Origin of the sequence: Chryseobacterium sp. Mn2064, assembly GCF_049319685.1 — a bacterium.
Classification (GTDB): Bacteria; Bacteroidota; Bacteroidia; order Flavobacteriales; family Weeksellaceae; genus Chryseobacterium.
The window spans coordinates 19,961-44,675 of sequence record NZ_JBMOUE010000003.1 but is presented as its reverse complement, the minus strand read 5'-3'; the positions used below and the strand labels follow the sequence as shown (position 1 = coordinate 44,675).

Annotated in this window: 24 protein-coding genes and 1 pseudogene; 15 read left to right on the top strand and 10 right to left on the bottom strand. The window is 35.7% G+C overall.

Annotation, left to right across the window (positions count from 1 at the left end; genetic code table 11):
• Positions 1 to 193: 193 nt before the first annotated feature.
• Entirely contained in the window at positions 194 to 565 is a 372-nt protein-coding gene (locus tag ACL9RH_RS12700) for a septal ring lytic transglycosylase RlpA family protein (RefSeq protein ID WP_422693741.1), read from the top strand.
• Positions 566 to 633: 68 nt separating this feature from the next.
• On the opposite strand, the gene ACL9RH_RS12695 is transcribed toward ACL9RH_RS12700, so the two are convergent.
• The 5 genes from ACL9RH_RS12695 to ACL9RH_RS12675 all read right to left on the bottom strand — a co-directional run bounded on the left by ACL9RH_RS12695 (position 634) and on the right by ACL9RH_RS12675 (position 5,430).
• Positions 634 to 1,398, bottom strand: coding sequence for an exodeoxyribonuclease III (locus ACL9RH_RS12695; protein ID WP_422693740.1), 765 nt, complete (start codon positions 1,396 to 1,398; stop codon positions 634 to 636).
• On the bottom strand, positions 1,398 to 1,688 hold the full coding sequence (locus ACL9RH_RS12690; RefSeq protein ID WP_422693739.1) for a YciI family protein: 291 nt from the start codon (positions 1,686 to 1,688) through the stop codon (positions 1,398 to 1,400). Before ACL9RH_RS12690 ends, ACL9RH_RS12695 begins: the two co-directional genes overlap by 1 nt.
• 100 nt (positions 1,689 to 1,788) lie before the next feature.
• Positions 1,789 to 2,166, bottom strand: a complete 378-nt coding sequence (locus ACL9RH_RS12685) for an MliC family protein (protein ID WP_422693738.1) — start codon at positions 2,164 to 2,166, stop codon at positions 1,789 to 1,791.
• Positions 2,167 to 2,286: 120 nt separating this feature from the next.
• The gene (locus ACL9RH_RS12680) at positions 2,287 to 3,831 is read right to left on the bottom strand and encodes a PglZ domain-containing protein (protein WP_422693737.1); all 1,545 of its coding nucleotides are present in this window, start codon (positions 3,829 to 3,831) and stop codon (positions 2,287 to 2,289) included.
• Positions 3,832 to 3,963: 132 nt separating this feature from the next.
• Positions 3,964 to 5,430: a S41 family peptidase gene (locus tag ACL9RH_RS12675; protein WP_422693736.1), complete on the bottom strand. Its 1,467-nt coding sequence runs from the start codon at positions 5,428 to 5,430 to the stop codon at positions 3,964 to 3,966.
• Positions 5,431 to 5,815: 385 nt separating this feature from the next.
• Between ACL9RH_RS12675 and ACL9RH_RS12670 the strand changes: the two genes are divergently transcribed.
• The 10 genes from ACL9RH_RS12670 to ACL9RH_RS12625 all read left to right on the top strand — a co-directional run bounded on the left by ACL9RH_RS12670 (position 5,816) and on the right by ACL9RH_RS12625 (position 14,458).
• Entirely contained in the window at positions 5,816 to 7,042 is a 1,227-nt protein-coding gene (locus tag ACL9RH_RS12670) for an HD domain-containing protein (RefSeq protein WP_422693735.1), read from the top strand.
• 71 nt (positions 7,043 to 7,113) lie between these two features.
• Positions 7,114 to 8,145, top strand: a complete 1,032-nt coding sequence (lpxD, locus tag ACL9RH_RS12665) for a UDP-3-O-(3-hydroxymyristoyl)glucosamine N-acyltransferase (protein ID WP_422693734.1) — start codon at positions 7,114 to 7,116, stop codon at positions 8,143 to 8,145.
• Positions 8,138 to 9,535 carry a bifunctional UDP-3-O-[3-hydroxymyristoyl] N-acetylglucosamine deacetylase/3-hydroxyacyl-ACP dehydratase gene (locus tag ACL9RH_RS12660; RefSeq protein ID WP_422693733.1) on the top strand — a complete coding sequence of 466 codons (1,398 nt, stop codon included), beginning with the start codon at positions 8,138 to 8,140 and terminating at the stop codon, positions 9,533 to 9,535. Before lpxD ends, ACL9RH_RS12660 begins: the two co-directional genes overlap by 8 nt.
• On the top strand, positions 9,536 to 10,330 hold the full coding sequence (gene lpxA / locus ACL9RH_RS12655) for an acyl-ACP--UDP-N-acetylglucosamine O-acyltransferase (RefSeq protein WP_422693732.1): 795 nt from the start codon (positions 9,536 to 9,538) through the stop codon (positions 10,328 to 10,330).
• Positions 10,331 to 10,369: 39 nt separating this feature from the next.
• Positions 10,370 to 10,690 carry a hypothetical protein gene (locus ACL9RH_RS12650; RefSeq protein WP_422693731.1) on the top strand — a complete coding sequence of 107 codons (321 nt, stop codon included), beginning with the start codon at positions 10,370 to 10,372 and terminating at the stop codon, positions 10,688 to 10,690.
• A gap of 15 nt (positions 10,691 to 10,705) precedes the next feature.
• Positions 10,706 to 11,272, top strand: a complete 567-nt coding sequence (efp, locus tag ACL9RH_RS12645; RefSeq protein ID WP_422693730.1) for an elongation factor P — start codon at positions 10,706 to 10,708, stop codon at positions 11,270 to 11,272.
• Between the two features lie 67 nt (positions 11,273 to 11,339).
• Positions 11,340 to 12,239: a UDP-3-O-(3-hydroxymyristoyl)glucosamine N-acyltransferase gene (locus tag ACL9RH_RS12640; RefSeq protein ID WP_422693729.1), complete on the top strand. Its 900-nt coding sequence runs from the start codon at positions 11,340 to 11,342 to the stop codon at positions 12,237 to 12,239.
• The gene (locus ACL9RH_RS12635; RefSeq protein WP_422693728.1) at positions 12,239 to 12,805 is read left to right on the top strand and encodes a hypothetical protein; all 567 of its coding nucleotides are present in this window, start codon (positions 12,239 to 12,241) and stop codon (positions 12,803 to 12,805) included. Before ACL9RH_RS12640 ends, ACL9RH_RS12635 begins: the two co-directional genes overlap by 1 nt.
• Positions 12,806 to 12,895: 90 nt before the next feature.
• A complete protein-coding gene (sucD, locus tag ACL9RH_RS12630; RefSeq protein WP_002977143.1) occupies positions 12,896 to 13,768 on the top strand; it encodes a succinate--CoA ligase subunit alpha in 873 nt (290 codons plus the stop codon).
• An 18-nt stretch (positions 13,769 to 13,786) separates the two neighbouring features.
• Complete coding sequence (locus ACL9RH_RS12625; RefSeq protein WP_422693727.1) at positions 13,787 to 14,458, top strand: porin family protein; 672 nt, start codon at positions 13,787 to 13,789, stop codon at positions 14,456 to 14,458.
• 220 nt (positions 14,459 to 14,678) lie between these two features.
• On the opposite strand, the gene ACL9RH_RS12620 is transcribed toward ACL9RH_RS12625, so the two are convergent.
• From ACL9RH_RS12620 to ACL9RH_RS12610, 3 genes are all read right to left on the bottom strand, one after another.
• Positions 14,679 to 15,989 carry an ABC transporter permease gene (locus tag ACL9RH_RS12620; RefSeq protein WP_422693726.1) on the bottom strand — a complete coding sequence of 437 codons (1,311 nt, stop codon included), beginning with the start codon at positions 15,987 to 15,989 and terminating at the stop codon, positions 14,679 to 14,681.
• A 4-nt stretch (positions 15,990 to 15,993) separates the two neighbouring features.
• Complete coding sequence (locus tag ACL9RH_RS12615; protein WP_422693725.1) at positions 15,994 to 16,905, bottom strand: ABC transporter ATP-binding protein; 912 nt, start codon at positions 16,903 to 16,905, stop codon at positions 15,994 to 15,996.
• Between the two features lie 106 nt (positions 16,906 to 17,011).
• Entirely contained in the window at positions 17,012 to 17,362 is a 351-nt protein-coding gene (locus tag ACL9RH_RS12610) for a T9SS type A sorting domain-containing protein (RefSeq protein WP_422693724.1), read from the bottom strand.
• Between the two features lie 118 nt (positions 17,363 to 17,480).
• Here ACL9RH_RS12610 and hemB point away from each other — a divergent pair, with 118 nt between their 5' ends.
• The gene (gene hemB, locus ACL9RH_RS12605) at positions 17,481 to 18,470 is read left to right on the top strand and encodes a porphobilinogen synthase (protein ID WP_422693723.1); all 990 of its coding nucleotides are present in this window, start codon (positions 17,481 to 17,483) and stop codon (positions 18,468 to 18,470) included.
• Positions 18,471 to 18,546: 76 nt separating this feature from the next.
• Here hemB and ACL9RH_RS12600 read toward each other — a convergent pair whose 3' ends face one another.
• Both ACL9RH_RS12600 and ACL9RH_RS12595 read right to left on the bottom strand, forming a co-directional pair.
• Positions 18,547 to 19,275 (bottom strand): hypothetical protein, encoded by a 729-nt coding sequence (locus ACL9RH_RS12600; RefSeq protein ID WP_422693722.1) that lies wholly within the window; start codon positions 19,273 to 19,275, stop codon positions 18,547 to 18,549.
• A gap of 102 nt (positions 19,276 to 19,377) precedes the next feature.
• A complete protein-coding gene (locus tag ACL9RH_RS12595) occupies positions 19,378 to 19,671 on the bottom strand; it encodes a TM2 domain-containing protein (RefSeq protein ID WP_422693721.1) in 294 nt (97 codons plus the stop codon).
• Positions 19,672 to 19,823: 152 nt separating this feature from the next.
• Here ACL9RH_RS12595 and lptB point away from each other — a divergent pair.
• The 3 genes and pseudogenes from lptB to ACL9RH_RS12580 form a co-directional block, all read left to right on the top strand.
• Positions 19,824 to 20,549, top strand: a pseudogene (gene lptB, locus ACL9RH_RS12590) (LPS export ABC transporter ATP-binding protein); the annotation flags it as partial.
• Between the two features lie 388 nt (positions 20,550 to 20,937).
• Entirely contained in the window at positions 20,938 to 22,758 is a 1,821-nt protein-coding gene (locus tag ACL9RH_RS12585) for a DKNYY domain-containing protein (protein WP_422693720.1), read from the top strand.
• A 175-nt stretch (positions 22,759 to 22,933) separates the two neighbouring features.
• The gene (locus tag ACL9RH_RS12580) at positions 22,934 to 24,661 is read left to right on the top strand and encodes an ABC transporter ATP-binding protein (RefSeq protein WP_422694197.1); all 1,728 of its coding nucleotides are present in this window, start codon (positions 22,934 to 22,936) and stop codon (positions 24,659 to 24,661) included.
• Positions 24,662 to 24,715: the final 54 nt, after the last annotated feature.

The window sequence follows — 24,715 nt, the reverse complement described above, 5'->3', positions numbered from 1 at the left end:
TAGTTAATTATGTTAACTTTTTAAGCTTTTTTTTAACACTTTTTAACAGTATGCTTTAAACTCCCTATTCATAAGGGGTTACAGGGTTCGTTAAGATATATTTAAGGTTTAATTAACAGTTTTTAACATATCGAGTAGGGACTTAATGAGATTCCTGATACTTTTGCCCTGTCAAAACCAATAAAAGTTCAAAATGATGAAAAGATTCATTCTCGTAATCATAATGATGATTTCAACCTTAGGTGTTTACTCTTTTACAAGTAATGCCTTAGATGCGAAAAAAACAAGTTATGCATCGTACTACCACGATAAATTTAACGGTAGAAAAACCGCTAGCGGAGAAATCTTTGATAACTCAAAGTTTACTGCAGCAAATAGAACGCTTCCGTTTGGAACAAACGTTAAGGTAACAAACCTTAAAAATGGTAAAGAAGTAATAGTGAGAATTAATGACAGAGGACCTTACCATTCATCAAGATCTTTAGATATGTCTAAAGCAGCGTTCGATGAAATCGGAGATACCAACCATGGTACAATTCCGGTGGAATATGAAATTGTCGATTAAATTTATGATTTAAATTAAAAAAGCCAGCTGATTCAGCTGGCTTTTTGTGTATATAAATGATCCGATAATTATATATCCAATTCCAATAAAGCAGGGCAGTGGTCCGAATGTACGGCTTCCTTTAAAATAGCAGCTCTTGTAAGCTTCTCTTTTAAGCTATAGGAAGTAAAGTTATAATCCAGTCTCCAACCTTTGTTTCTTTCTCTTGAATTTTGTCTGTAGCTCCACCAGGTGTAATTGTCAGGTTGATTGTTGAAAAATCTAAAACTGTCTATCAGTTCACATTCGTTCATGAAATCTGTCATCCACTCTCTTTCCATAGGAAGAAACCCTGAAACATTCTTTAAGCCAACAGGATTATGAATATCGATGGCTTCATGGCAGATATTGAAATCCCCGGATATAATCAGATTAGGAATCTCTTTCTTCAAATTCTTGATGTATGCCAGGAAATCATGACAAAACTGCATTTTAAATTCCAGTCTTTCAATATTGGAAGCAGAAGGTACATAGACAGAAATAGCTGAAAAACCGTCGAAATCTGCCCGGATGATTCTTCCTTCATTATCATAGCTTTCTATTCCGCAGCCATACTCTACGTGGTTGGGCTTTATTTTGGTAGCAATTCCGACTCCGCTATAGCCTTTTCTAACTGCTGAGTGCCAATAACTGTGATATCCTAATTTCTCAAGGCTTTCGATATCTATCTGATCGTTTCCGGCTTTACTCTCCTGAATACAGATGACATCCGGATCGGCAGCCTTCAGCCAACCTAAAAAATCTTTAGTAAAAGCGGCTCGGATTCCGTTGACGTTATAAGTAATTAATTTCATTAGTCTTCTATAAAAAGTTTAAAATTTTCATTGTATTTGGTAGGGATAAATGCCGTGATCTCATAGTCTGCTACCTGATGAATGTAAAAAGGATCTTCAGAAATAATTTTTTCTATCACTTCTTTAGACTTAGCATTGGCAATGATGATACCTCCTGTTCTGGGCTCTTTTCTTCCCGAAGCTATAAAATGTCCTGATTTGTAATACTTAGAAAGAAAAATATTATGTTGAGGAATAAGTTGTTCTACGCTTTCAATAGAACTCTTATAGGTAAGTGAAATAATAAACATGATTTATTTTTTACGAAGATAGGAACTATAGGAAAAAAGCGGAAATAAAAAAGCCGGTTTTGAATTTCAAAGCCGACTTTTTATAGTATAGCAAGAACTATTACTTTTTAAAAACTGTTTTACCGTCTTTTGTAAGTTCTATTTCCTCACCTTTTCCTCTCAGCTCATAATGGTCATTTTTATACCAAATTCCCGATGCAGGTTTTTGCCCCTGTAATTCGATCGTTTCGTTGTTGAATACTACAGTTGCTGTATTTTTCGTATTGTTGAAAGTCATTTCCAGTGTTTTTCCACTGCTGTCTTTAGATGTACTTTTTACAATTTCATCCTTAGTGCCGGAAACAGCTGCTGAATCAGACGGTTTGGGTGCAAGACTGTCTACAGTTGTAGGAGCAGTATCTGTTGCTTTTTTTTCTTTATTACACGAGGTTAAGAATAATGCAGCCAGTGCCGTTGTGATAAAAATGTGTTTTTTCATAAGTTTATATTTTAATGGATGTCTGTAAGCATGCAAAATGAATGCCTTAAAAAATAGAAGCGGAAAAAATCGATAGATTTTTTCCGCTTCCAACCCAAAATTAATAAACTATGAAAAAAACTATTTGGGTTCTAAAACACTGATAGGAATAATACATTCCTCCAATGAGATACCACCATGCTGGTAAGTTTCTTTATAGTAATTTACAAAATGATTGTAGTTCTTAGGGTAAGCCAGGAATATATTGTTTTTAGCAAAAATATATTTTGAACTTAAATTTCCTTTAGGGAGAAATAACTTCTCCGGATTCGTAATAGCCCATACATCACTGTCATCATATGTTAAGCTTTTTCCGGTTTTGTATCGGATGTTGGTAGAGGTTTCTCTGTCTCCTACCACTTTGCTTGGTTTTTTTACATAAACGGTTCCGTGGTCAGTCGTAATCACCAGTTTATATCCGTTTTCTGCAGCTAATTTAATAATCTTTAATAATGATGAGTTTTCAAACCAGTTCATAGTAAGAGAACGGAAGGTTTTATCATCACGGATCAGCTGATCTACAATATGGTTGTCCGTTTTGGCATGAGAAAGAATATCAATGAAATTATAAACAATCACCAAAAGGTCGTTGTTTTTATGCTGATTAAAGTCATCATAGATTTTTCTTTCAAAATCAGCATTCAGTACTTTAAGATACTTCATCGATTTGGAACCAAGTCCAATTCTTTTCATCTGATCTTCCAGAAAGTCACGCTCAAATTCATTTTTATTTCCTTCCTCATTATCGTTAAACCATTTATCTGGAAAACGTTTTTCAATTTCAGAAGGCATCAAACCGGCAAAGAAAGAGTTTCTTGCATATTGAGTGGCCGTAGGAAGGATGCTGTAGTAATAATCTTCCGATATTTTATTATAATATTTGGTAAATAATGGCTCTATCACCTTCCACTGATCATAGCGAAGGTTGTCTACCATCAATAAAAGTACTTTTTCCTTTTCAACTTCAGGCTTTACTTTTTCTTTGAAAAGCGTATGACTCATCATAGGCTTGTCGGAACCTGTAAGCCAGTGTTCATAATTTTTTTCAATAAACTTGGCAAACTGAATATTAGCTTCCTCTTTCTGAGATTGTAAAAGATCGGCAAATTCATTATCTGCTACTTTATCAAATTTAATTTCCCAGCTCAGGATTTTTTTATAATATTCTGCCCATTCCTGATAGGTTCTCAGGTAAGAAAGTTCCATAGAAAGATTTCTGAACTCCTGTTGATATTGTAAAATAGTTTTCTGCTCCACCAGATTTTCCTGCTGAAGATTTTTCTTTAATGAAAGTAATATCTGATTAGGGTTTACGGGCTTCAAAATATAATCGGCAATCTGAGAGCCGATAGCCTCTTCCATAATATGTTCTTCTTCACTTTTGGTTACCATAACGATTTTTAAAGAATTATCTTTTTCTTTAATCATTGGAATAGCTTCCAGTCCCGAAATACCGGGCATATTTTCATCAATAAGCGTTAAAGCAAATTTCTCCGAATCCATAAGTTCCAAAGCCTCGTTCACGTTGTTAACAGGGGTTACCTGATAACCTTTCTTTTCTAAAAATACGATATGAGGTTTAAGTAAATCTATTTCATCATCGATCCATAATATCTTTTCTGACATAATTTATTTTTTACATGGTTATTCTATCAAAATGTTGACCAATTCCTTTTAAAATCTCACAAAATCGAAATATTAAAAGTTAAATATTAGTTAAATGGAAATGCTTCTCAGCAGATCCGGTTTCTGTTGTATTCAGTTATTCGTTTTTATATACAGCAAAGCTCTTTCCAGAACTTCATCTTTTCCTTCTTTAATTCCCTGCACAGTAGGTTTTATAATAATATCCGGAATAATTCCAATTCTTTGGGTTTCTCTGCCATCGGGGTAATATGCGCCAAGACCGGTAAAACGTGTGGCGAGACCGGCAATCTTAAAAGTAATGACATCTCCGTTAGCCCCTGAAGTATTGCTTCCAATAATCTTCGCTTTAGGGTGCTGCTTAAACATCATTGTTGTAGTTTCCGCCTGGCTCTGGGTACTCTCATTTACCAAAACGATAATATTACCTTTATAGTATTTCGGGTTTGTTCTTCCTATACTGTTTATCTTGCTGTAAAACTTGCCGGGATAATCGGTTTCCGGAAAATTAAATTGATAGTAAGGCATACTTTGAGGAAGTAAAAGATAACTTAAAGGTCGGATAGTCTGTTTTGGGTAATTTCTAAGATCAAAAATAATAGATTGGGCAGATTGCAAATGGCTGTACATTTCATCAAGATCTTCCTTTTCAATGATTCCCATATTCACGTACCCGATTGTGTTTTTCTGATCGATGAATTTCCACTTTGCTGGGGCTGAAGCTTTTTCATGAATAATATCCTTCGTTGGATAAGTTTTTACGGCAACGCTTACATTTTGTCCGTTCCTTTCAAACTTTAAAGAAAGAGAATCTTTATTACTGTTAAGAAAAAGATGTTTGATCTTATGAATTTTCCCCCACGAATTGGATGCGGGAATATACTTGCCGAAAGTATTAACCATTTGAGGGATCGTTTTTCCTTCAATATCATAGATGACGTCTCCAACATTTAATGTGCTTTCATCATGAAACCTGTTGCGTAAGATTTTTGTTACGATCAATTTTCCTTCCGCATAAGAGTATTCTACCGGAACTTTTCTGCTGCCATAAAGGCTAAGATTAATATTTTTTGAATAAAGATAGGCATGAGAATCATCGGTTTTGCTCACCAGTTCGGCTAATGTTAAATGATATTCAGTGTCATTATTAATACTGATAAACTTGGGAATCATTTCCGAAAGTACATCATTCCAGTTTTGATCTGTTTCATATTTATAGGGAAAGAAATATTCTACATAATTCCAGTATCTGAAAAGCTCAAGTAAGCTGATCGCTTTGGAAGTAAATGGTGAACCATAAGATTTTTCGTTTCGGAAATAAATTTTTTTGTCATTTTTTCCAAAATAATGATGATCTCCTATATTTCTGTTGTTCTCAATATAATACAGCTTTTGTGTAACTTCCTTTGTGAAAATCTGAGTATTATTGATCCAGCTCAGGTCAAAATTTTTAAGAAAATAGATGTTGTCATCTTTTTTTGAACATTCTATACAACTATCAACTTTTCCTAAGTTATCGATCCAATTGGCGTATAATTTATTTAATTCCTCTTTGTCGTTGATGTTTTCAAGTTCTCTCATTTTTTTTAGGAGTTGTTGGTCCCATTCAAAATTTCCTTTAGCAACTTGAGGGTGATAATATTTTAAAAATCCCCAAACCTTGCATAAAGATTCCAGTTTCTGATTTTCAGATAAAGTTTGTGTAGAAAAATTTAAACTTAAAAAGAATAAAACGAAAAGAAAATACTTCCTCATTATAAGGCTATCGTGTTTTTCTCAAAGATAAATCTTTCAGGCAACAGAAGCAAACGCTTTTAGCAAAAACAAAAATTCCCAATTAAAATAATCTGAAAGCTTTGGAACAGATTTGGCACTTGGTAGAAGTGTGATCAATATTTAAACCGATAATTTAACAAAACGTTCCCATTTAAAATCCCTAACTTTGTTTACTAATACTGACGTTTCAATGCAGAATAAGCTAAAAATCATCAACGATCCTGTTCATGGATTTATCAAAATTCCCCATGAAATTTTATTTGATATCGTTGAACATCCATACTTTCAGAGACTAAGAAGAATAGGGCAGACCGGGCTTTTGAACCTGATTTTTCCAGGCGCAACCCATACAAGGTTTCACCATGCTTTGGGGGCGATGCATCTTATGTTTACCGCATTGGAAACCTTAAAACAGAAAGGTATTGATATCTCAGAAGAAGAGGAAAAAGGAGCGATGTTGGCTATTTTGCTGCATGATATTGGTCATGGTCCGTTTTCCCATGCCTTAGAAAGTATGCTGATGGATGACTGGCATCACGAAAATCTTTCTCTTTTATTGATGAATAAATTAAATGAAGAGTTTAATGGGCAGTTGTCTATGGCAATAGAAATGTTTCAGGGGAAATATCACCGAAAGTTTTTCAATCAGTTGATTTCATCTCAGCTGGATGTAGATCGTTTGGATTATCTGAAGAGAGACAGCTTTTTTACAGGTGTTTCTGAAGGAAATATCAATACCCAAAGGATTATTTCTATGATGAACGTCTGTGAAGAAGGTGAGCTGGTGATTGATGCGAAAGGAATTTATTCCATCGAAAATTTTCTGACAGCCAGAATGTTCATGTATTGGCAGGTTTACTACCACAAAACCTCTGCTTTGGCTGAATTTCTTCTGGTTAAAATTCTTGAAAGAGCAAAATATCTGATTTCTCAGGGAATTGAGCTGCCTGCTACCGAAAACTTACAATATTTTTTATACCGAGGAAAAAGTGGTGCTACAGACGAAGATGTAGAACGATTCACTAAACTTGATGATAATGATATTATTCAGGCCATGAAAGAATGGCAGAATTCTGATGATTTTGTTCTTGCCTACTGGTGCCAGTGTGTAATTCAAAGAAATTTACCGAAAACCATTATCTCTTCTCATCCTTTTGATGCGCAGATAATTGATGAAAAAATAAAAAAGACGAATGAATTTTTCGGAATCGATAACGGAAAAGAACTCGTGCACGAGATAAAAAGAAAACTTGTGCCTTACCATGCAGAAAAGCAGCCTATCTATCTGTTGCAGAAAAATGGAAAGAGAATAAGACTTCATGAGTCTGAAGATCAGCTTTTATCAGGACTTATGACGAATAAAACAACACGCTATATTCTTATGTTTCCGCGAGATATATCACGGGGAGATTCTTAAATAATATTAAAATTTACGATCTGAAACCAAAATATGTTTGCAAATTATAGAATTTCTTATCTTTGCAGAATATGGAATTTACAGCTTCGCAAATTGCAAGTTTTATTGACGGAAAAATAATAGGTGACGAGAATGCACTTATTACAGGGGTTTCTCCAATTGAAAATGGAGAATCAGGACATCTTTCTTTTATAGCACAAGATCGATTTTCTCATTTTTTAGATACCTCAAAATGCTCTGTGATCATCGTTTCGGAAAAACTTCTGGATAAAAATAATTATATCCCTACCATAATCGTTGTGAAGGATGCTTATCTTTCTTTTCAGATTCTGATGAATTTATATCAGGAAATGAGAGGTAGAAAAGAAGGCATTGAAGATGGCTCGTCCATCCACGATACGGCAGTAATTGGTGAGAAAACTTATATCGGAGCATTTACCTATGTTTCGGAAAAAGCCAAAATAGGTGACGGATCACAGATCTATCCGCATGTATATATAGGTAAAGGCGTGAAAATTGGTAAAAACTGTAAAATAGACAGTGGTGCCAGAATTTACGATTACTGTATCATCGGAGACAACTGTGTCATTCACTCCAATACTGTGATAGGAGGAGATGGGTTTGGGTTTCAGCCGACTGCTGAGGGGTTCAAAAAAATTCCACAGTTGGGTAATGTAATTATTGAAGATGATGTTGAAATTGGTTCCAACTGTAGTATCGACAGAGCTACAATTGGTTCTACAATCATTGGAAAAGGAACCAAAATAGATAATCTTATCCAGATAGCCCATAACGTAAAAATCGGGCAGAACAACGTAATTGCCGCACAAGCCGGAATTGCAGGTTCTACCACCATTGGTGATTGGAACCAAATCGGAGGTCAGGTAGGAGTTGTTGGACATATTAAAATCGGTAACCAGGTGAAAATTCAGGCCCAAAGTGGGGTGAACTCCAGTGTTAACGACAGAGAAACATTATACGGCTCACCAGCCATCAGTTATAATGACTATTTGAGAAGTTATGTTCATTTCAGAAATTTCCCTGAAATCGTAAGTAGAATAAATAATCTTGAGAATAACTCAAAAGATAATCCTAATGAGTGATATGCAAAAAACGCTTCGGGAAGAGGTAACTCTGTCCGGAATTGGACTTCACACAGGTAAAGAAGTAAAACTTACCATTAAACCTGCTAAAGAAAATACAGGTTTTGTATTTGTAAGAACAGACTTGGAGGGACATCCTCAGGTAGAAGCAGATGTAAATTATGTTGTAGCAACAGAAAGAGGAACTACATTAGAAAAATTAGGGGTGAAAATTACGACCTGTGAACATCTTTTAGCGGCCCTTGTAGGTTGTGATATTGATAACGCAGTGATGGAAATGGATGCCTCTGAACCACCTATTTTGGATGGATCTTCTAAATACTTTGTAGAAGCTATTGAAAGTGTTGGAGTAATAGAGCAAAGCGTTGCCAGAGAATATTTGGTTGTAAAAGAAGTGCTTACTTACAGTGATCCGGCTACAGGTTCGGAAATCACAATTATCCCTTCAGATACTTACGAAGTAACAACTATGGTAGATTTTGGAACCAAAGTATTGGGAACTCAGAATGCCACTCTTAAAAATATTTCAGAATTTAAAGACGAAATCTCTTCTGCAAGAACGTTCAGCTTCCTGCACGAGTTGGAAATGCTTTTAGATCACGGATTGATCAAAGGAGGAGATATTTCCAACGCTATCGTATATGTAGATAAAGATCTTACTCCTGAAACAACAGAAAAATTAAAGAAAGCCTTTGGAAAAGACAACGTAGCGATCAGACCCAACGGAATTCTTGATAATCTTAATTTGAATTACCCTAACGAAGCAGCAAGACACAAACTACTGGATGTAATTGGTGACTTAGCTTTAGCAGGAGTTAAAATAAAAGGTAAAGTGATTGCCAACAAACCGGGACACTATGTGAATACTCAGTTTGCTAAAAAACTTAACCGCCAGTGGAAGCTTCAGAAAAAGAAAAACGTTCCGGATTTTGATCTTACAAAAGAACCGGTATTCGATATCAACGGTATCATGAAGCTGATGCCCCACAGACCTCCATTCTTATTGATTGACAAAGTTCTTGAACTTTCAGACTCTCATGTAGTAGGATTGAAAAACGTAACGATGAATGAGCCGTTTTTCGTAGGTCACTTCCCTAAAGAACCTGTGATGCCTGGAGTTCTTCAGGTAGAAGCTCTGGCACAAACAGGAGGTATTCTTGTTTTGGCAAGCGTTCCCGATCCGGAAAACTATTCTACTTACTTCATCAAAATTGATAAAGTGAAATTCAAGAGAAAAGTAATTCCTGGAGATACCCTTATTTTCAAAATTGAATTGATCGAACCTATCAGAAGAGGGATCGTTCATATGCAGGGGTACGGATACGTAGGAGATACAGTGGCAGTAGAAGCAGAGCTTATGGCTCAAGTTGCAAAAAATAAAGTTGATTAAATGATTCATCAATTAGCAGCCGTAGATAAACGCGCAAAAATCAGCAAAAATGTAATTGTAGAACCTTTTACTACAATTGCAGGGGACGTAGAAATTGGAGAAGGAACATGGATTGGTCCTAACGTTACCATTATGGAAGGTGCAAGAATCGGAAAAGATTGTAAAATCTTCCCGGGAACTGTAATTTCTGCAATCCCTCAGGACTTGAAGTTCGATGGAGAAGATACACAAACAATTATCGGAGATAATACGACTTTAAGAGAATGTGTAACAGTAAATAGAGGAACCAAGGCACTAGGATATACAAAAGTAGGCAGCAACTGCCTTATCATGGCCACTTCACACGTAGCTCATGACTGTATCATAGGAGATAATGTGATTATTGCAAATGGTTGCGGTATTGCAGGACACGTGGAAATCGGAGACTTTACCGTAATGGGAGGATTATCCGCAGTTCAGCAGTTCGGTAAAATCGGAAAACATACCATGATCTCAGGAGGATCTTTGATCAGAAAAGATATTCCTCCCTATGTAAAAGTAGCAAGAGATCCTATTTCTTATGCAGGTATCAACTCTGTAGGATTAAGAAGAAGAGGTTTCTCTAACGAGAAAATTTTCGAAATCCAAAAGATTTACAGAGCCATTTTCCAAATGAAAATGAATGTTTCTCAGGCGTTGGCATACATTGAAAAAGAAATGCTTCCTACAGCTGAAAGAGATGAAATCTTACAATTTATTCAAAACTCACCAAGAGGTATCGTAAAAGGATATGGTACCGGTAAGGATAGAGAATAAGTAACTTAAACTACTTATCAGATGATGAAAAGCCTAATCATGTTAATCACACTTTCTACAACATCTTTTGTGTTTGGACAACAAGCAGAAAAAACTGAGGATGGTAAAAAAGAAAAAGTGTTTACCATAGAAAGAAAGCTCACTGAAGAATCTAATGATAGTATTGCCAAGAATAACATCAATGATATTCTGAAGCAGAAAAATACCGGAAGCTCTATCTTAGGTACATCCAATGTATACAAGTCTGAAATTCAGAACAATGTAAGCAGATTGAATAACAATGTCAACACATTCAATAATAATACATTTAACAGAATGACGATGCAGGGCCAGGGAATACAATTTAATAAAAAAAAATAAATACGTACAAAATTAATGGCAACAAGTAACGATATCAGAAAAGGTCTTTGCATCGAATATAGCAATGACATTTTTAAAGTAATCGAGTTTCTTCACGTAAAACCAGGAAAAGGACCTGCTTTCGTAAGAACAAAATTAAAGTCAGTAACCAACGGTAAAGTAATTGATAATACTTTCTCTGCGGGACACAAAATTGAGGAAGTAAAAGTAATCACAAGAAAATTCCAATATCTATATGATGATGAGAACGGATTCCACTTCATGAATAATGATGACTTCTCTCAATTATATATCAATAAAGAAATGATCGAGAACGCTCAGTTTATGAAAGCGGGTGAAGAAGTAACGATCATTCTAAAAGAAGCTGACGAAACTCCTCTTTCTGCAGAACTTCCACAATCAGTATATCTTGACGTGATTGAAGCTGATCCGGGAGTAAAAGGAAATACAGCTACCAACGCTCTTAAAAACGCTATCGTTGAAACAGGAGCTAGAGTAATGGTTCCTTTGTTCATTGAACCAGGAGACAGAATTAAAGTAAGCACTGAAGACGGTAGCTACTTAGAAAGAGTAAAAGAATAAATAAAATTTACATAAATTCGGGTTGCATTAGCAGTCCGAATTTTGTTTTATAAGAAAATCTATTGTTATGAGATTCCATTCTCCGCAAAAGCTTAAAACCATTGCAGATTTAATAGGCTCTGCATTTGTAGGTCCCGAAGACTTTGAAGTATTGGGAACCAATGAAATTCACATGGTAAAACCAGGTGATATCGTTTTTGTAAATCATCCTAAATATTATGACAAAGCACTCAACTCTGCAGCGACCATTATTTTGATCGATAAAGAAGTAGATTGCCCTGAAGGTAAAGCTCTTTTGGTGTCTGATGATCCTTTCAGAGACTTCAACAAGATCAATACTCATTTTACAAGAATTTATAACTTCACAGAAGAACTTCACGATGCAGAAATAGGAGAGGGAACAAGAATTCACCCTTCAGCAGTGATTGGAAACAATGTGAAGATCGGAAAAAATACCCTTATTTTCCCTAATGTTGTTATTGGAGACAGAACGGAGATTGGCGATAATGTGATCATTCAATCCAATACCGTTTTAGGCGGAGATGCGTTTTATTACAGAAAATTAAACGGAAACTTCGACCGTCTGATTTCCGTAGGGAATGTGATCATCGAGAATAATGTAGAAATCGGAAACGGATGCACCATCGATAGAGGAGTTACAGACTCCACCATCATTGGAGAAGGCTCTGTTTTGGATAATCAGATTCAAATCGGACACGACACCGTTATTGGAAAAAAATGTTTGATCGCCTCTCAGGTTGGTATTGCAGGATGCTGTGTTATTGGTGACGAAGTAACCTTATGGGGGCAGGTTGGTATTGCTTCCGGTAATAAAATTGAAGCAGGATCAGTATTATTAGGGAAAACCGGAGTCAATAGAGATCTGGAAAAAGGGACCTATATCGGGATGTTTGCAGAAGATTTTAAAACCTATTTGAAAAAAGAAGTTAAACTAAGAAATTTATAATGAAAAATTTATTAGCACTGTTTCTTTTTATCTATTCAATAAGTTTTGCTCAGAAGTCAGAGATCGAATCAAAAATTACATTTAGCGATAACAGAATTGTAAACGCTAAAATTCCTTTTAGAACAAATCTTTTTGAGAGTGATCAAATTGATGAAATAACACTCTCAGACAAAAAAGTTAAAATTCTGGAAGATGGGAAAACGGTTAAATATCCGGCTCCTGAAATTCAGAAAATAGAATTTACAGATCTTAAAAATAAACCAAGAACTTTTATCTATTTTCCTGCAGAATCTACAAAAACACTTGTAGAATTAGTATATGACGGGAAGAAAATAAAATGGGTGAAAGCATACAGACGCCACGGCTATGACGGGTCTACTCTTGTATCAGATGTTTTATTCAAAGGAGATATAAGACAGCCATTGAGTATTCTGGTCAATAACAGGAAAAAACTGAAGCAGCTAATGGTTGAAAAACCCGAACTTGAGCCGCTTATTGAAAATATTAATTATAACAGACTTAAGGAGCAGGATTTAATCGATCTGTTGAAAAAATATGATGAATAAAATCAGATTTAAAAATTTTTTTAACGACAAATAATCATTATTTTTGTCTGACGTATAAACTGAAAATAAATAAATTAAAACAACAATAAAATGTCAATTTTAGTAAACAAAGATTCTAAAGTAATTGTACAAGGATTTACAGGGAACGAAGGAACTTTCCACGCTGGTCAGATGATTGAATATGGAACCAACGTTGTAGGTGGTGTTACTCCAGGAAAAGGAGGAAGCGAGCACTTAGGAAAGCCGGTATTTAATACAGTTGCGGACGCTGTTGAAAAAGCAGGTGCCAATGTAAGTATCATCTTCGTACCACCGGCATTTGCAGCAGATGCTATCATGGAAGCTGCTGAAGCAGGGATCAAAGTAATTGTATGTATTACAGAAGGTATTCCTGTAGCTGATATGGTAAAAGTAAAATCTTACATTGCTGACAGAGACTGCAGATTAATCGGACCAAACTGCCCTGGAATCATTACTTCTGAAGAAGCTAAAATTGGTATTATGCCAGGTTTCGTTTTCAAAAAAGGTAAAGTAGGTATCGTTTCAAAATCTGGTACCCTTACTTACGAAGCTGCTGACCAGGTTGTAAGAGCAGGTTACGGTATTTCTACAGCAATCGGAATCGGTGGTGACCCAATCATTGGTACTACTACAAGAGAAGCTCTTGAATTATTCATCAACGATCCAGAAACTGAAGCGGTTGTAATGATCGGTGAAATCGGTGGAGGACTAGAAGCTGAAGCTGCAAGATGGTACAAAGCAAGCGGATCTACTAAACCAGTTGTAGGATTTATCGCTGGACAAACAGCTCCAAAAGGTAGAACAATGGGACATGCTGGTGCTATCGTTGGTGGTGCAGAAGATACAGCTCAGGCAAAAATGGAGATCATGAGAGAAAACGGAATCAACGTTGTAGATTCTCCAGCTGATATCGGTGCTACTGTAGCAAAAATTCTAGGATAATATAAAAAACCAAATCATATGAAAAAACTTTTATTAGCCTCTGCCATCGGTCTTTCTGCTTTATCTTTTGCACAAGTGCAATGGAGCAGTACAAGATTTGGTGTTACAGGAGGTTTAAACTACTCTAGAGTATCCAATGCCCATAACCCTTCAGGCCCAAGATACACTTTTCAAGGTGGAGCTTTGGCGTTAATCCCCGTAGGAAAGGCAAACCAGTTCTTTATTCAACCGGAAGTTCAGTACTATGGTGCTGGAGAAACTGGGAAAGATAAAGATGCTAAAGGATTGGATGGCTATGATGCAGTATATGCTAATAACTATCTGAGTGTGCCGCTTTATTTCAAAGGATATTTTTCTGAAGCAGAATCAGAATTCTTTGGTTTAATTGGACCTAGATTTAACTTTTTATTGAGCCAAAACGTAAAGAATGCTCCTGTAAGCAGACCTTATTACGATCCGGATGTTACAGACCCTGGACAACCGGCGGGCGTAAACGGTAAAGCCAACAGCTTTAACTGGGGACTAGGACTAGGAGTAGGATATAGCTATAAGAGACAACTCGAAGTAGCGGTAAAATATGATTTAGGTCTTGGTGATACTTACCCTGGTCTTGCAAAAGAATACAAGGGTACTGATAAAAAGAAATCTGAACAGGTTCTTGCACTTACTTTAAGTTATATATTCAAATAGAATTATTTATTCAGAATATAAAAAAATCCCGGAAACTTTGTTTCCGGGATTTTTGTTTTTAGATATTTCTTGGAAGCAAATAAGTAGAAGTTAGAAGAGATTTTATTTTTGCATCAACAGGTTTTACTCCAGTTAATAAAATAGTATTGTTCAAAAAAAGACAAATTCGCTTATCGCAAATTTGTCCTTTTCTATATTTTTTAGCTTTTCTAGCTCAATGTTATCCTTTGATCCATTTCCAAAGCTCTTTTAGAGTCGCTTTATTTCCATACATCAAAATCCCTACACGATAGATTTTTCCGGCAAGGAAGATCATAAAAATAGTGGTAGCCAGCAATAATATGATCGATAATGCAATTTGCCAGGCAGGAACTCCAAAAGGAATTCTTGCAATCATCGCCACAGGTGAAGTAAATGGAATGATAGATAACCAAAATCCTAGTGGACCGTCAGGATTATTCATCAAAGTAAAACTTCCATACATTCCTAAAGTAAGAGGCAAAATAGCAAATAAAGTGAATTGCTGTGTTTCTGTTTCATTATCTACAGCAGAACCAATGGCGGCATAAATAGAACTGTAGAAAATATATCCCAGTAGGAAAAATACGATGAATACAAAGATGATCAATGGGAAGTTAAGTTCCAAAAGGCTGTGAGAGATCTGAGTTGCCAGTTGTCCCATATCCAGTTTGCTTGCAATTTCATCATTTCCGCCCGGAATCCCTTTCTGAAGAGGTGAGAATCCTGTATTGAGAACTAATGCTCCAATGACAGACATCGTGATCCAGATAATGAACTGAGTAAGCGCAACCAAAGTAACTCCTAAAATTTTACCCATCATCAGTTCAAAAGGCTTTACAGAAGAAATAATAATTTCTACTACACGATTGTTCTTTTCTTCAAGAACGCTGCGCATTACCCTTACACCATAAATAATAATGAACATAAAGGTAACGTACATCAAAACCATACTAAGCCCCGATTTTACCCCAAAAGAAAGATCAGAATCTTCTTTGTTGTTATTCGTAACATTGATCGTTTTTAAGCTGAAGCTCTTATCAAGATCATTAAGCTGCGCTTGCTGAATGCCCAACTGCTTTATCTTTTCTTTTTTCACGACGTTGCTGATATCGGAAACAATTCTTTGCTTCGTATCAAAACCTATTTTTGTATTGATAACCAGTCTTGCGTCCTTTTCAAGCTCGTCAAAATTTTGATTTTTCAGCTCCGGTAAAATAAGGATACCATCCAGAGATTCATTTCCTTTTAGATTATTGATCTTCGACTTTTCATCCGCTGCAGAAACAAATACATAGTTCAGCTTGTCGTTAGACTTCAGCTCATTGGTAAAAAGTCCACTTTTATCAACTACTTCTATGATGCTGTGGGATTCGTTGGCTTTAAACATTAAACCGATCACTGCACCAAAAGCAATAATCATCACGGGAGCCAGCAAAGTCAGTATAATGAAAGATTTTTTCTTAACCTGCGTAAGAAATTCTCTTTTTGTAATTAAAAAAATATTATTCATAAAATTAAGAATGGTTACTTACGGCATTAATAAACACTTCATTCATACTAGGAATTCTTTCGTCGAATGATCTCACTTTACCCACGTGCACCAGATCCAGCAAAATATTATTCTGCTCAGCTTCATTTTTCAGGTCAAAAGAAACAAGATTGTTTTCATTAGAAAAATTGAAAATTTCATATTTACCTTTAAAACTTTCCAGTTGGTCATTATTTACCTCAGAAAGCGTAATTCCAAAAATATTTTTCTTGAATTTTTCTCTTACATCAAAAACCCTTCCGTCAATAATCTTCTTGGAATTGTTGATCAAGGCAACATAGTCACACATTTCTTCCACACTTTCCATTCTGTGGGTAGAAAGAATGATTGTCGTACCATTATTTTTAAGATCAATGATCTGATCTTTAATTAAATTGGCATTCACGGGATCAAAACCTGAGAAAGGCTCATCAAGAATTAAAAGATGCGGTCTGTGAAGAACGGTAACCACAAACTGAATTTTCTGCGCCATTCCTTTAGACAGTTCAGAAAGCTTCTTTTTCCACCATTGGTCGATGTGAAGTTTATCAAACCATTTTTTGGCTTCATTCAACGCATCACTTTTGCTCATTCCCTTCAGCTCTCCGAAATAAAGAAGCTGATCTCCAACAGTCATGTTTTTATACAGACCTCTTTCCTCAGGCATATACCCGATATCTTTGATGTGGTTGGGATTCAGTTTTTCTCCATTAATGAAGATTTCCCCTGAATCGGCTTGTGTGATTTGATTAATGATTCGGATAAAAGAAGTTTTCCCTGCTCCGTTAGGTCCTAAAAGGCCATAAATACTGGCTTTGGGAACATGGATGCTAAAATCATCCAGGGCCACCTTTTTTCCGGCATTATAGGTCTTTTTAATATGTTCAGCTTTTAGCATTCAATTGTTTTTTTACAATTAGTATAAAAAAGTTCTGAAAGTTACGGAAATATTAAAACAGAATAGAGGTAAAAGAAAAAATCCTGATGATTATCAGGATTATAATTTATTGTTTTACGATTTGAGTCACTTTTTGCGTGTTGTCACTTAATAGGTAACGAATCATATATTTTCCGGGTTTTAATTTTTCAATATTGATCTCTCCGGAATTCATGTTTACTGTATAACTGGCAACCTGCATACCCAAAATAGAATAGAAAGTCACACTTTTGATTCTTAAAGAAGAATCTTTTGCCTTAATGATAAGGAAATCCTTTGCGGGATTTGGATAGGCAAGCAATACTCCATCATCTGCTTTTTGAGTGATGGAACCCGGCTCTTTCAGCTGAGCTTTTAAATTGTTGGAAAACCCAACAAAAGTGCCTGTAAATAGAATTAAAAGTAAAAGTTTTTTCATCAAATTTATAATTTCTCGAATATATATAACAAATATAACAAATTCTACAATTTCGTACAATAGTTTTTTGTAGAACTTATATTAAATTTGTAGAAACTTATTCAAAAAGTATTCCAAAATGATACATTCAAGAAATAGAAGACTTAGAGTTAATGAATTTATCAGAAGTTTGGTAAGAGAAAATGTGCTTACAACTGATGATTTTGTAATGCCGATCTTCGTAATGGAGGGCGAAAACAAGCAGGAGGCAATCCCGTCTATGCCGGGAATTTTTAGGCGAAGTATAGATTTAACCGTGAAGGAATGTAAGGAATTATTTTCTTTGGGTGTAAAAGCTGTCAATTTGTATATGAAAGTGTCTGACCATTTGAAGGACAACACAGGAAAAGAAGCATGGAACAAAGACGGTCTGATGCAGAATACCATTAAAGCGATCAAAGATGCTGTTCCGGGAATGATCGTTATGCCGGATGTGGCTTTAGATCCTTATTCTATCTATGGCCATGACGGAATTATTGAAAAAGGAAAAGTTTTGAACGATGCTACGAACGACGCATTGGCCAGAATGTCAGTATCTCATGCGGAAGCAGGAGCTGATCTTGTAGCACCGAGTGACATGATGGACGGCAGAGTAATGGTGATCCGTGAAGCATTGGAAGAAAGCGGATTTACAGACGTTGGAATTGTAAGTTATGCTGCAAAATATGCAAGCTCTTTTTATGGACCTTTCAGAAGTGCTTTAGACAGTGCTCCGAAAGATGATATGGAAATTCCGAAAGATAAAAAGACCTATCAGATGGATTTCCATAATTCCCGCGAGGCATTGAACGAAGTATATAAGGATATTGAAGAAGGAGCAGACGTTATTATGATCAAACCGGGACTTCCTTATTTAGATATCGTTTCCAAAGTACGTGAGGCCATTGATCTTCCTATTGCGGTATATAACGTAAGTGGAGAATATGCCATGGTGAAAGCTGCGGCTCAGAACGGCTGGTTGGATAATGACAAAACGATCATTGAAAGCCTTACCTGTTTTAAAAGAGCAGGAGCAGATATGATCTTTACGTATTTTGCTAAAGAAGCTGCCATTCTTTTGAACAAATAATTCAACAGAGTTTACCATAAAAGAATCGGGCTGTTCCTTGGAACAGCCCGATTCTTATTTTTTTGACAAATGATATTTACATAATATTAAAATCTTTCCCTTTTGTAAACTTTGCTGCAAAAGGAGACTGATTTCCGGAATATTTCAAAATAAAATGTTTCTCGGTATCAGTATCAATTTTAGCGTCTACTTCTACATTTTGGGTCTGAAAACTTAAATTTAGGTCAGAAGATGAATCTTTTTCTAGAAAAATTTCCACACTTTCTGCATAGAATAATGAGGTACTCAGATAATTGAACTTAATATTCTTTCTGTATGTTTTAGACTTATCCTGGGTGAAAAGAGAATAGTTCTTCAGAATCTCGATTCCTGGAGAGTCAATATTTGTAATTCTTGATTTGGTTACATTATTTACCCTTACAGAAAAGCTTTTGGCACTTTTAATATTTCCGTTGATGCCAATATTAAACAAAGAAGGTAACGCCATCCCATATTCATCCATGCTCTCTTTTGTGAATTCAAAATCAGGAATCAGAGCAGGATGCTTCGGAGTATTGATGAGTTGTTCTTTTATGATATTTAAAGTTCCGTCAGAAAATAAATATCCGACGAGATTGTTTCCGGTGGTTCTCCAGTTTCGGCCGTTCCATTCAAAAATTTCACACAGTAAAGTGTCGGTGGAAGAGTGGGGAAGAAGATCCATATCCTGCCATTTAAAAACTTCTTTAGCATATGGTCTTCGGTTGGTAAGGGTAATGCCCAGATCTAACGCCAGCAGATCTGTAAGCTCTTGGTTATTTTGCATAATAATTTTGTTGTTGATGTGAGATGAATAAAACGGTATTTTACCTCATCCTTTTCCAGGAATAAAACTGGAATTTTTAGATTTTGTCTGAAACCGTGTTTTTTATAACCAGCCTTTTTTTCCATACACATACGTATCGTCAAACTGTTTATCACTCATAAAGAGATATAAAATTCCCTCTATAAAAGGAATAATAGAAGCAGCGCCAAAAGTAACGACATTAAGAACCAATTGAATAATTCCTTCCTTAGTATATCCCAGATAGAATTTATTGAGAGCCAGCCAGCCGACAAGAATCCCCAGTAGGGCAGCAGGAATTTTCTTTTCTGAACGATAAGGAACATTGCTTTGTGAGCTTTGACTATTTTCTGTTTTTGTGTAACTGTAATTTTCCATTGCCTTAATATTTATAATTGATTTGTTATTGATAAGTAGCTTAAATCGACGAAAAGTTACAATATGACAATCATCAAACAAGTTTAGCTTTTCAAATAAACAAAAAGTTTAATTGGTATAAAGTGAGTTTATATTTTTGATATATTTGCCCTATGATTTTACGAGGAGAAAACTTAATCAAAGAATACGGTCCGAAAAAAGTTGTAAAAGGCGTTTCTGTGCAGGTTCAACAGGGAGAAATTGTTGGTTTGCTGGGACCGAATGGAGCAGGAAAAACCACATCGTTTTATATGATCGTAGGGTTGGTTAAGCCCACTTCAGGGAAAATTTTTCTGGACAAACAGGAAATTACTACCGATGCAATGTACCGAAGAGCTCAAAAAGGAATCGGTTATCTAGCGCAGGAAGCTTCGGTTTTCAGAAAATTATCGGTGGAAGAAAACATCATGGGAGTATTGCAGCTTACTAAGCTTTCAAAACGTGAACAGCAGATTAAATGTGATGAACTGATTGAAGAATTTTCTTTACAACACGTTCGTAAAAACAGAGGAGATCTTCTTTCCGGAGGAGAGAGACGTAGAACTGAGATTGCCCGTTGTTTGGCAACAAGCCCGAATTTTATCCTTCTGGATGAACCGTTCGCAGGGGTAGACCCGATTGCAGTTGAGGATATTCAGAAAATTGTAAGAAGCCTTGTGGATAAAAACATCGGAATCCTGATTACTGACCATAACGTACAGCAGACCCTTGCTATTACCAACAAAACATACATTATGTTTGAAGGAAAGATCCTGAAAGAAGGACTTCCGGAAGACCTGGCGAATGATCCACAGGTAAGAGAAGCGTATCTGGGTGAAAACTTTGTCTATCAGAGTATTCTTGACAAACCGAAAAAGAAAAAATACGCTTACAACATCTGGGCAGGAAATTTCGATTCTAAAGCTCAGCTGCAAGGTTTTGTCGATGAAAACTTCAAACAGTTTGATGACCTGCGACTGATGTACGGTTTTGAAGATATCAGCTTTGCTTCATTAGCGAATTCTGAAATAGAACATATCTTCAATGACGTGGTAGATAAAAATGCGAACAACTCATTTGTCTTCCAGAAAAAAGAGGTTAATACTCAATATTCATTGGAGCAGGCAGAAGCAGACTCTAAAGAAGCCAGCAGACCTGAGCTTCACTATCTTACTACCTACATGTACGAAGGATAGGCACAGCGTTTTAGAAATCGCTATATTTAATGCCATCATATAATTTGGTATTATGAAGCGTTTTCTATTCTTTTTTTTCTGTGTTTTTTCAATAAAAGCATATGCTCAGAAAATCGATTCTATAAAAGATCCGGTTATTAATCCGGCTTTAGTTATTCAGGATAACCCCAGACTGGCGCCTTACACCTATTTTGTAAATGATAATACTATTGTTTTTCAGGAAAATAGAAAAACAAGAAAAGTAGTTAAGGCTGATACAAAATCATTTTCGGTTTTTCCAAATAGTGATCATCGTATGGCCAAAAATAAAGACGGTATTTTTGTCAATGGTAACTTTGTAAAAACAGACACGCTGGGCTATCAATATATGGGATTCACGAATGATGGTCCTTTCTGGCGAACTCAAAAAGCAATTTATAAGAATACGACTGAACTTAAACACCTTAAAGCTTCAGAATTTACACCACTTAGAGATTCAAAAGGTACCATCTCTGCCAATAGTGGATATTATCAATTCAATAATCGGATATATTACCATAACACATTAACTCCTATAGATATTCATACGGTTATCTTTATGGAAGGTGATCTGTGTTATGATAAAAATGGAGTCTACGAAAGAGGCGACAAGCTCCTTTTTGAAGGGGAACATTTGCAATATCTCAGTCCTTATTTCTACAAAATAAAGAATACTCTTGTGAAGAGTGGTAGCTTCAAGACACCTATTCCGGGAAGTGATGCAGATTCTTTTATTCAGCTGGGAACATTTTATTCCAAAGATAAAAACCATGTTTATTATGAAAATCGTATTTTTTCTGATGCAGATCCATCTTCTTTTGTTACTATTTCAGGGTATTTTTCCAAAGATAAAAACCATGTCTATGAGCAGACTGATATTGTAAAAGATCCCGATGCTGCTACGTTCGTTAATTTGGAGGGATCATATTTTAAAGATAAAAATCATATTTATTGCAAAGGAAATATCCTTCCTATTGATATCTCAGATGCAGATCAGGTGAAAATATGGAATGATGACTATGTGAATATCTATATTACGGATGGTAAAAAAATCTTTTTATATGATTCTTTGCTGGACGAATCTCAATTGGATATTCCGAGTTTTGGGATAGTAGATAAACAAATGTTGTGTTTTGATAAAAATGGAGTGTACGAAAGGGAATATGATAATAATAAGAGTACATATTATTTAAAAAAAATTCCATTTAATTATTCCGTCTCCCCCAATAAAAACAATGTCTTTATAAGTGAAAAGATGAACGAGTATATTTTCTATGGAGATCAGGCCTATCATAGAAATACCGGGTTTTTTGAAAATTTGAGCCAGGAACAGATTAACAAGACAAAAACAAGAGAAAAGGATCTTATAAAAATTAACGGTGCCGTTCAGTTTAAAAGTATTTACAGTATGTTTTTGGGACAAGCGGATCATAAGATCTACTGGAAGAATGAAGAAACCTCAGCAGATGCAGCCACTTTTGAAAAAGTAAAAGATACCTACAGCTATTATAAAGATAAAAATAACGTCTATCTATATTCTTATAGTGATGGTTTAATCGCTTTAAAAGGGATAGATCCGGGATCTGTACGATCATTTAATGGATTTCTGGTAGATAAGGAATATATCTATTTAAATAATTCCAGAATCATTAAAAGTAATGCTGTAGAAATTCTTGCAGCATATGAAGGCTTATGGCCTATGTGTGGAGTGGGAAATCCTGTATCATCAACGTTCTATCTGTTTAAAAATATTGAAGGATACTGGCTTGCATTGATTGCTTCGAGAGGAAACGTAGAAATCAAAGAGATCAGTGCGAAAGATCCGGCGCTTAAAAAGTTTCTGGGGATCAAATAAATCTAAGATATATAAGGAATATAGACTGAAAAATCATAATAAAAACGTACCTTTTCTCTTGAAAACGGTACGTTTTTTAGTTTAACTCATTCCTATGGCAAAACCTTTCAACAGAACCATCACCCTATTCGGAATTTACAAGCAGCTGGTTCCTTTCATCAGACCTTACCGTCCTATGATTTACGGAACGTTATTTCTTACTTTCCTGGGAGCATTGGCAGCGCAGGTTAACCCGATTGTTCTGAAATATACAGTAGATGAAGTAACCAAGCTAACTCATCTTCCTCATCCGATGACGGAGGGGATTCATATTTTGGTTATTATTTCCATCATTTTATTAGGGAAAGAACTCCTGAATATTTTTATCAATTTCGGGCAGAAATTCTATGGTGAGAAGATCAGAATCAATGTAAGTTCCATTTTGGCACAATCAGCGATCGATAAAATTCTTACGTACCGAGTGGCTTACTTTAACGATGAAAATCATGAATCCGGAAAATTACAGATCAGAATAGACCGTGGCATTGAAAGCTTAACGAAACTGGTACAAAACTTTTTTATTGATATTCTTCCGCTATTTTCAAATGCGATCATTGCATTGATTATCATGTATATGCAGAATGTATATGTGGGAGCTGTGTCTACCGTTATTGTTCCAATTTATTTTTATATCAGTTCTCTACAGGCTAAGAAACTGAGTGGCGTACGTCGACAGCTTAGAAATCAGAGAGAAAAAAAGACCTCGGGGCTCTTGAACCTCATCAATTCCATTATGGTGATCAAAAGTTTTGTCCGTGAAAAATTTGAAGGAAAAAAACAATATGATCTTCAGATGCAGCTGATGGAAAGCCAGATGTTCACCAGAAAAACCAACTTTATTTATGATGGATTAAAAACTTTTCTGGAACAATTTGGAGTTGTTCTCATTATCCTGTTAACAGTATATTTGGTACTCGATCAGCAGATGACCATTGGTGCCATCATGCTTCATATCATGCTTTTTAACAATGTTTCGGCGCCTATCCGTCAATTACACCGAATATATGATGATATGAATGACGCGATGATCTATGCAGAAGGATATTTTGATATTTTAAATGCTGACAATGAAGCTGAACCCAACGGAAGCTTTATTGAAAAACAAATCAAAGGAACTTTTGAATTAAAAAATGTAGACTTTACCTATCCCAACGGAACAAAAGCACTTCATAACGTTTCCATGAAAATTGAGAATGGAAAAACAACAGCATTGGTTGGATTGAGTGGCGCTGGAAAATCAACGGTGATCAATCTTTTATGTAAATTTTACCTTCCGGACTCTGGAGAAATTCTTCTGGATGACGTCAACTTATGTGAATATGATAATACATTTCTAAGAAGCGATCTTGGTTTGGTACTTCAGAAAAACCATATCTTTCAGGGAAGCATTGAAGATAATATTCGCTACGGTGATATGAATGCAAGCTTTGAACAAATTGAGGAAGCAGCCAAAAAAGCTTATCTGCACGATCAGATTATGGATCTTCCGGACGGTTACAGACATGATGCAACCCAACTTTCCGGAGGGCAACAGCAAAGAATTGCCATAGCCCGTTTATTTTTGAAAAATCCTCCGATTATCTTTCTGGATGAACCTACTGCCAGTCTCGATGCTATTGCCACAGAACAGATCAAAAATTCTCTGGATGCCATAAAAGAAGGACGTACGGTAATTATCATTTCACATTCATTATCTCAGATTTTAGATTCCGACACTATTTATGTGATGAAAAAAGGAAGAGTCGTGGAAAATGGAACTCATGATGAACTTTACAACAAAGACGGAACATACCGGGAAATTTTTGATGCCTCTGCCCGAAGTTTAAACCTGGATAAACTGGTTAATACCTACAAAGAAAATTAGAGAAAAAAGCCTTTGTATTTGTAAGAAAACTTCAAAAAAGAATTTTAGCTTTGC

Excerpts from the sequence above, each read along its gene's own strand:
- ACL9RH_RS12700 (WP_422693741.1), top strand. The coding sequence starts at position 194 with ATGATGAAAAGATTCATTCTCGTAATCATAATGATGATTTCAACCTTA.
- ACL9RH_RS12695 (WP_422693740.1), bottom strand. The coding sequence starts at position 1,398 with ATGAAATTAATTACTTATAACGTCAACGGAATCCGAGCCGCTTTTACT.
- ACL9RH_RS12690 (WP_422693739.1), bottom strand. The coding sequence starts at position 1,688 with ATGTTTATTATTTCACTTACCTATAAGAGTTCTATTGAAAGCGTAGAA.
- ACL9RH_RS12685 (WP_422693738.1), bottom strand. The coding sequence starts at position 2,166 with ATGAAAAAACACATTTTTATCACAACGGCACTGGCTGCATTATTCTTA.
- ACL9RH_RS12680 (WP_422693737.1), bottom strand. The coding sequence starts at position 3,831 with ATGTCAGAAAAGATATTATGGATCGATGATGAAATAGATTTACTTAAA.
- ACL9RH_RS12675 (WP_422693736.1), bottom strand. The coding sequence starts at position 5,430 with ATGAGAGAACTTGAAAACATCAACGACAAAGAGGAATTAAATAAATTA.
- ACL9RH_RS12670 (WP_422693735.1), top strand. The coding sequence starts at position 5,816 with ATGCAGAATAAGCTAAAAATCATCAACGATCCTGTTCATGGATTTATC.
- lpxD (WP_422693734.1), top strand. The coding sequence starts at position 7,114 with ATGGAATTTACAGCTTCGCAAATTGCAAGTTTTATTGACGGAAAAATA.
- ACL9RH_RS12660 (WP_422693733.1), top strand. The coding sequence starts at position 8,138 with ATGAGTGATATGCAAAAAACGCTTCGGGAAGAGGTAACTCTGTCCGGA.
- lpxA (WP_422693732.1), top strand. The coding sequence starts at position 9,536 with ATGATTCATCAATTAGCAGCCGTAGATAAACGCGCAAAAATCAGCAAA.
- ACL9RH_RS12650 (WP_422693731.1), top strand. The coding sequence starts at position 10,370 with ATGTTAATCACACTTTCTACAACATCTTTTGTGTTTGGACAACAAGCA.
- efp (WP_422693730.1), top strand. The coding sequence starts at position 10,706 with ATGGCAACAAGTAACGATATCAGAAAAGGTCTTTGCATCGAATATAGC.
- ACL9RH_RS12640 (WP_422693729.1), top strand. The coding sequence starts at position 11,340 with ATGAGATTCCATTCTCCGCAAAAGCTTAAAACCATTGCAGATTTAATA.
- ACL9RH_RS12635 (WP_422693728.1), top strand. The coding sequence starts at position 12,239 with ATGAAAAATTTATTAGCACTGTTTCTTTTTATCTATTCAATAAGTTTT.
- sucD (WP_002977143.1), top strand. The coding sequence starts at position 12,896 with ATGTCAATTTTAGTAAACAAAGATTCTAAAGTAATTGTACAAGGATTT.
- ACL9RH_RS12625 (WP_422693727.1), top strand. The coding sequence starts at position 13,787 with ATGAAAAAACTTTTATTAGCCTCTGCCATCGGTCTTTCTGCTTTATCT.
- ACL9RH_RS12620 (WP_422693726.1), bottom strand. The coding sequence starts at position 15,989 with ATGAATAATATTTTTTTAATTACAAAAAGAGAATTTCTTACGCAGGTT.
- ACL9RH_RS12615 (WP_422693725.1), bottom strand. The coding sequence starts at position 16,905 with ATGCTAAAAGCTGAACATATTAAAAAGACCTATAATGCCGGAAAAAAG.
- ACL9RH_RS12610 (WP_422693724.1), bottom strand. The coding sequence starts at position 17,362 with ATGAAAAAACTTTTACTTTTAATTCTATTTACAGGCACTTTTGTTGGG.
- hemB (WP_422693723.1), top strand. The coding sequence starts at position 17,481 with ATGATACATTCAAGAAATAGAAGACTTAGAGTTAATGAATTTATCAGA.
- ACL9RH_RS12600 (WP_422693722.1), bottom strand. The coding sequence starts at position 19,275 with ATGCAAAATAACCAAGAGCTTACAGATCTGCTGGCGTTAGATCTGGGC.
- ACL9RH_RS12595 (WP_422693721.1), bottom strand. The coding sequence starts at position 19,671 with ATGGAAAATTACAGTTACACAAAAACAGAAAATAGTCAAAGCTCACAA.
- ACL9RH_RS12585 (WP_422693720.1), top strand. The coding sequence starts at position 20,938 with ATGAAGCGTTTTCTATTCTTTTTTTTCTGTGTTTTTTCAATAAAAGCA.
- ACL9RH_RS12580 (WP_422694197.1), top strand. The coding sequence starts at position 22,934 with ATGATTTACGGAACGTTATTTCTTACTTTCCTGGGAGCATTGGCAGCG.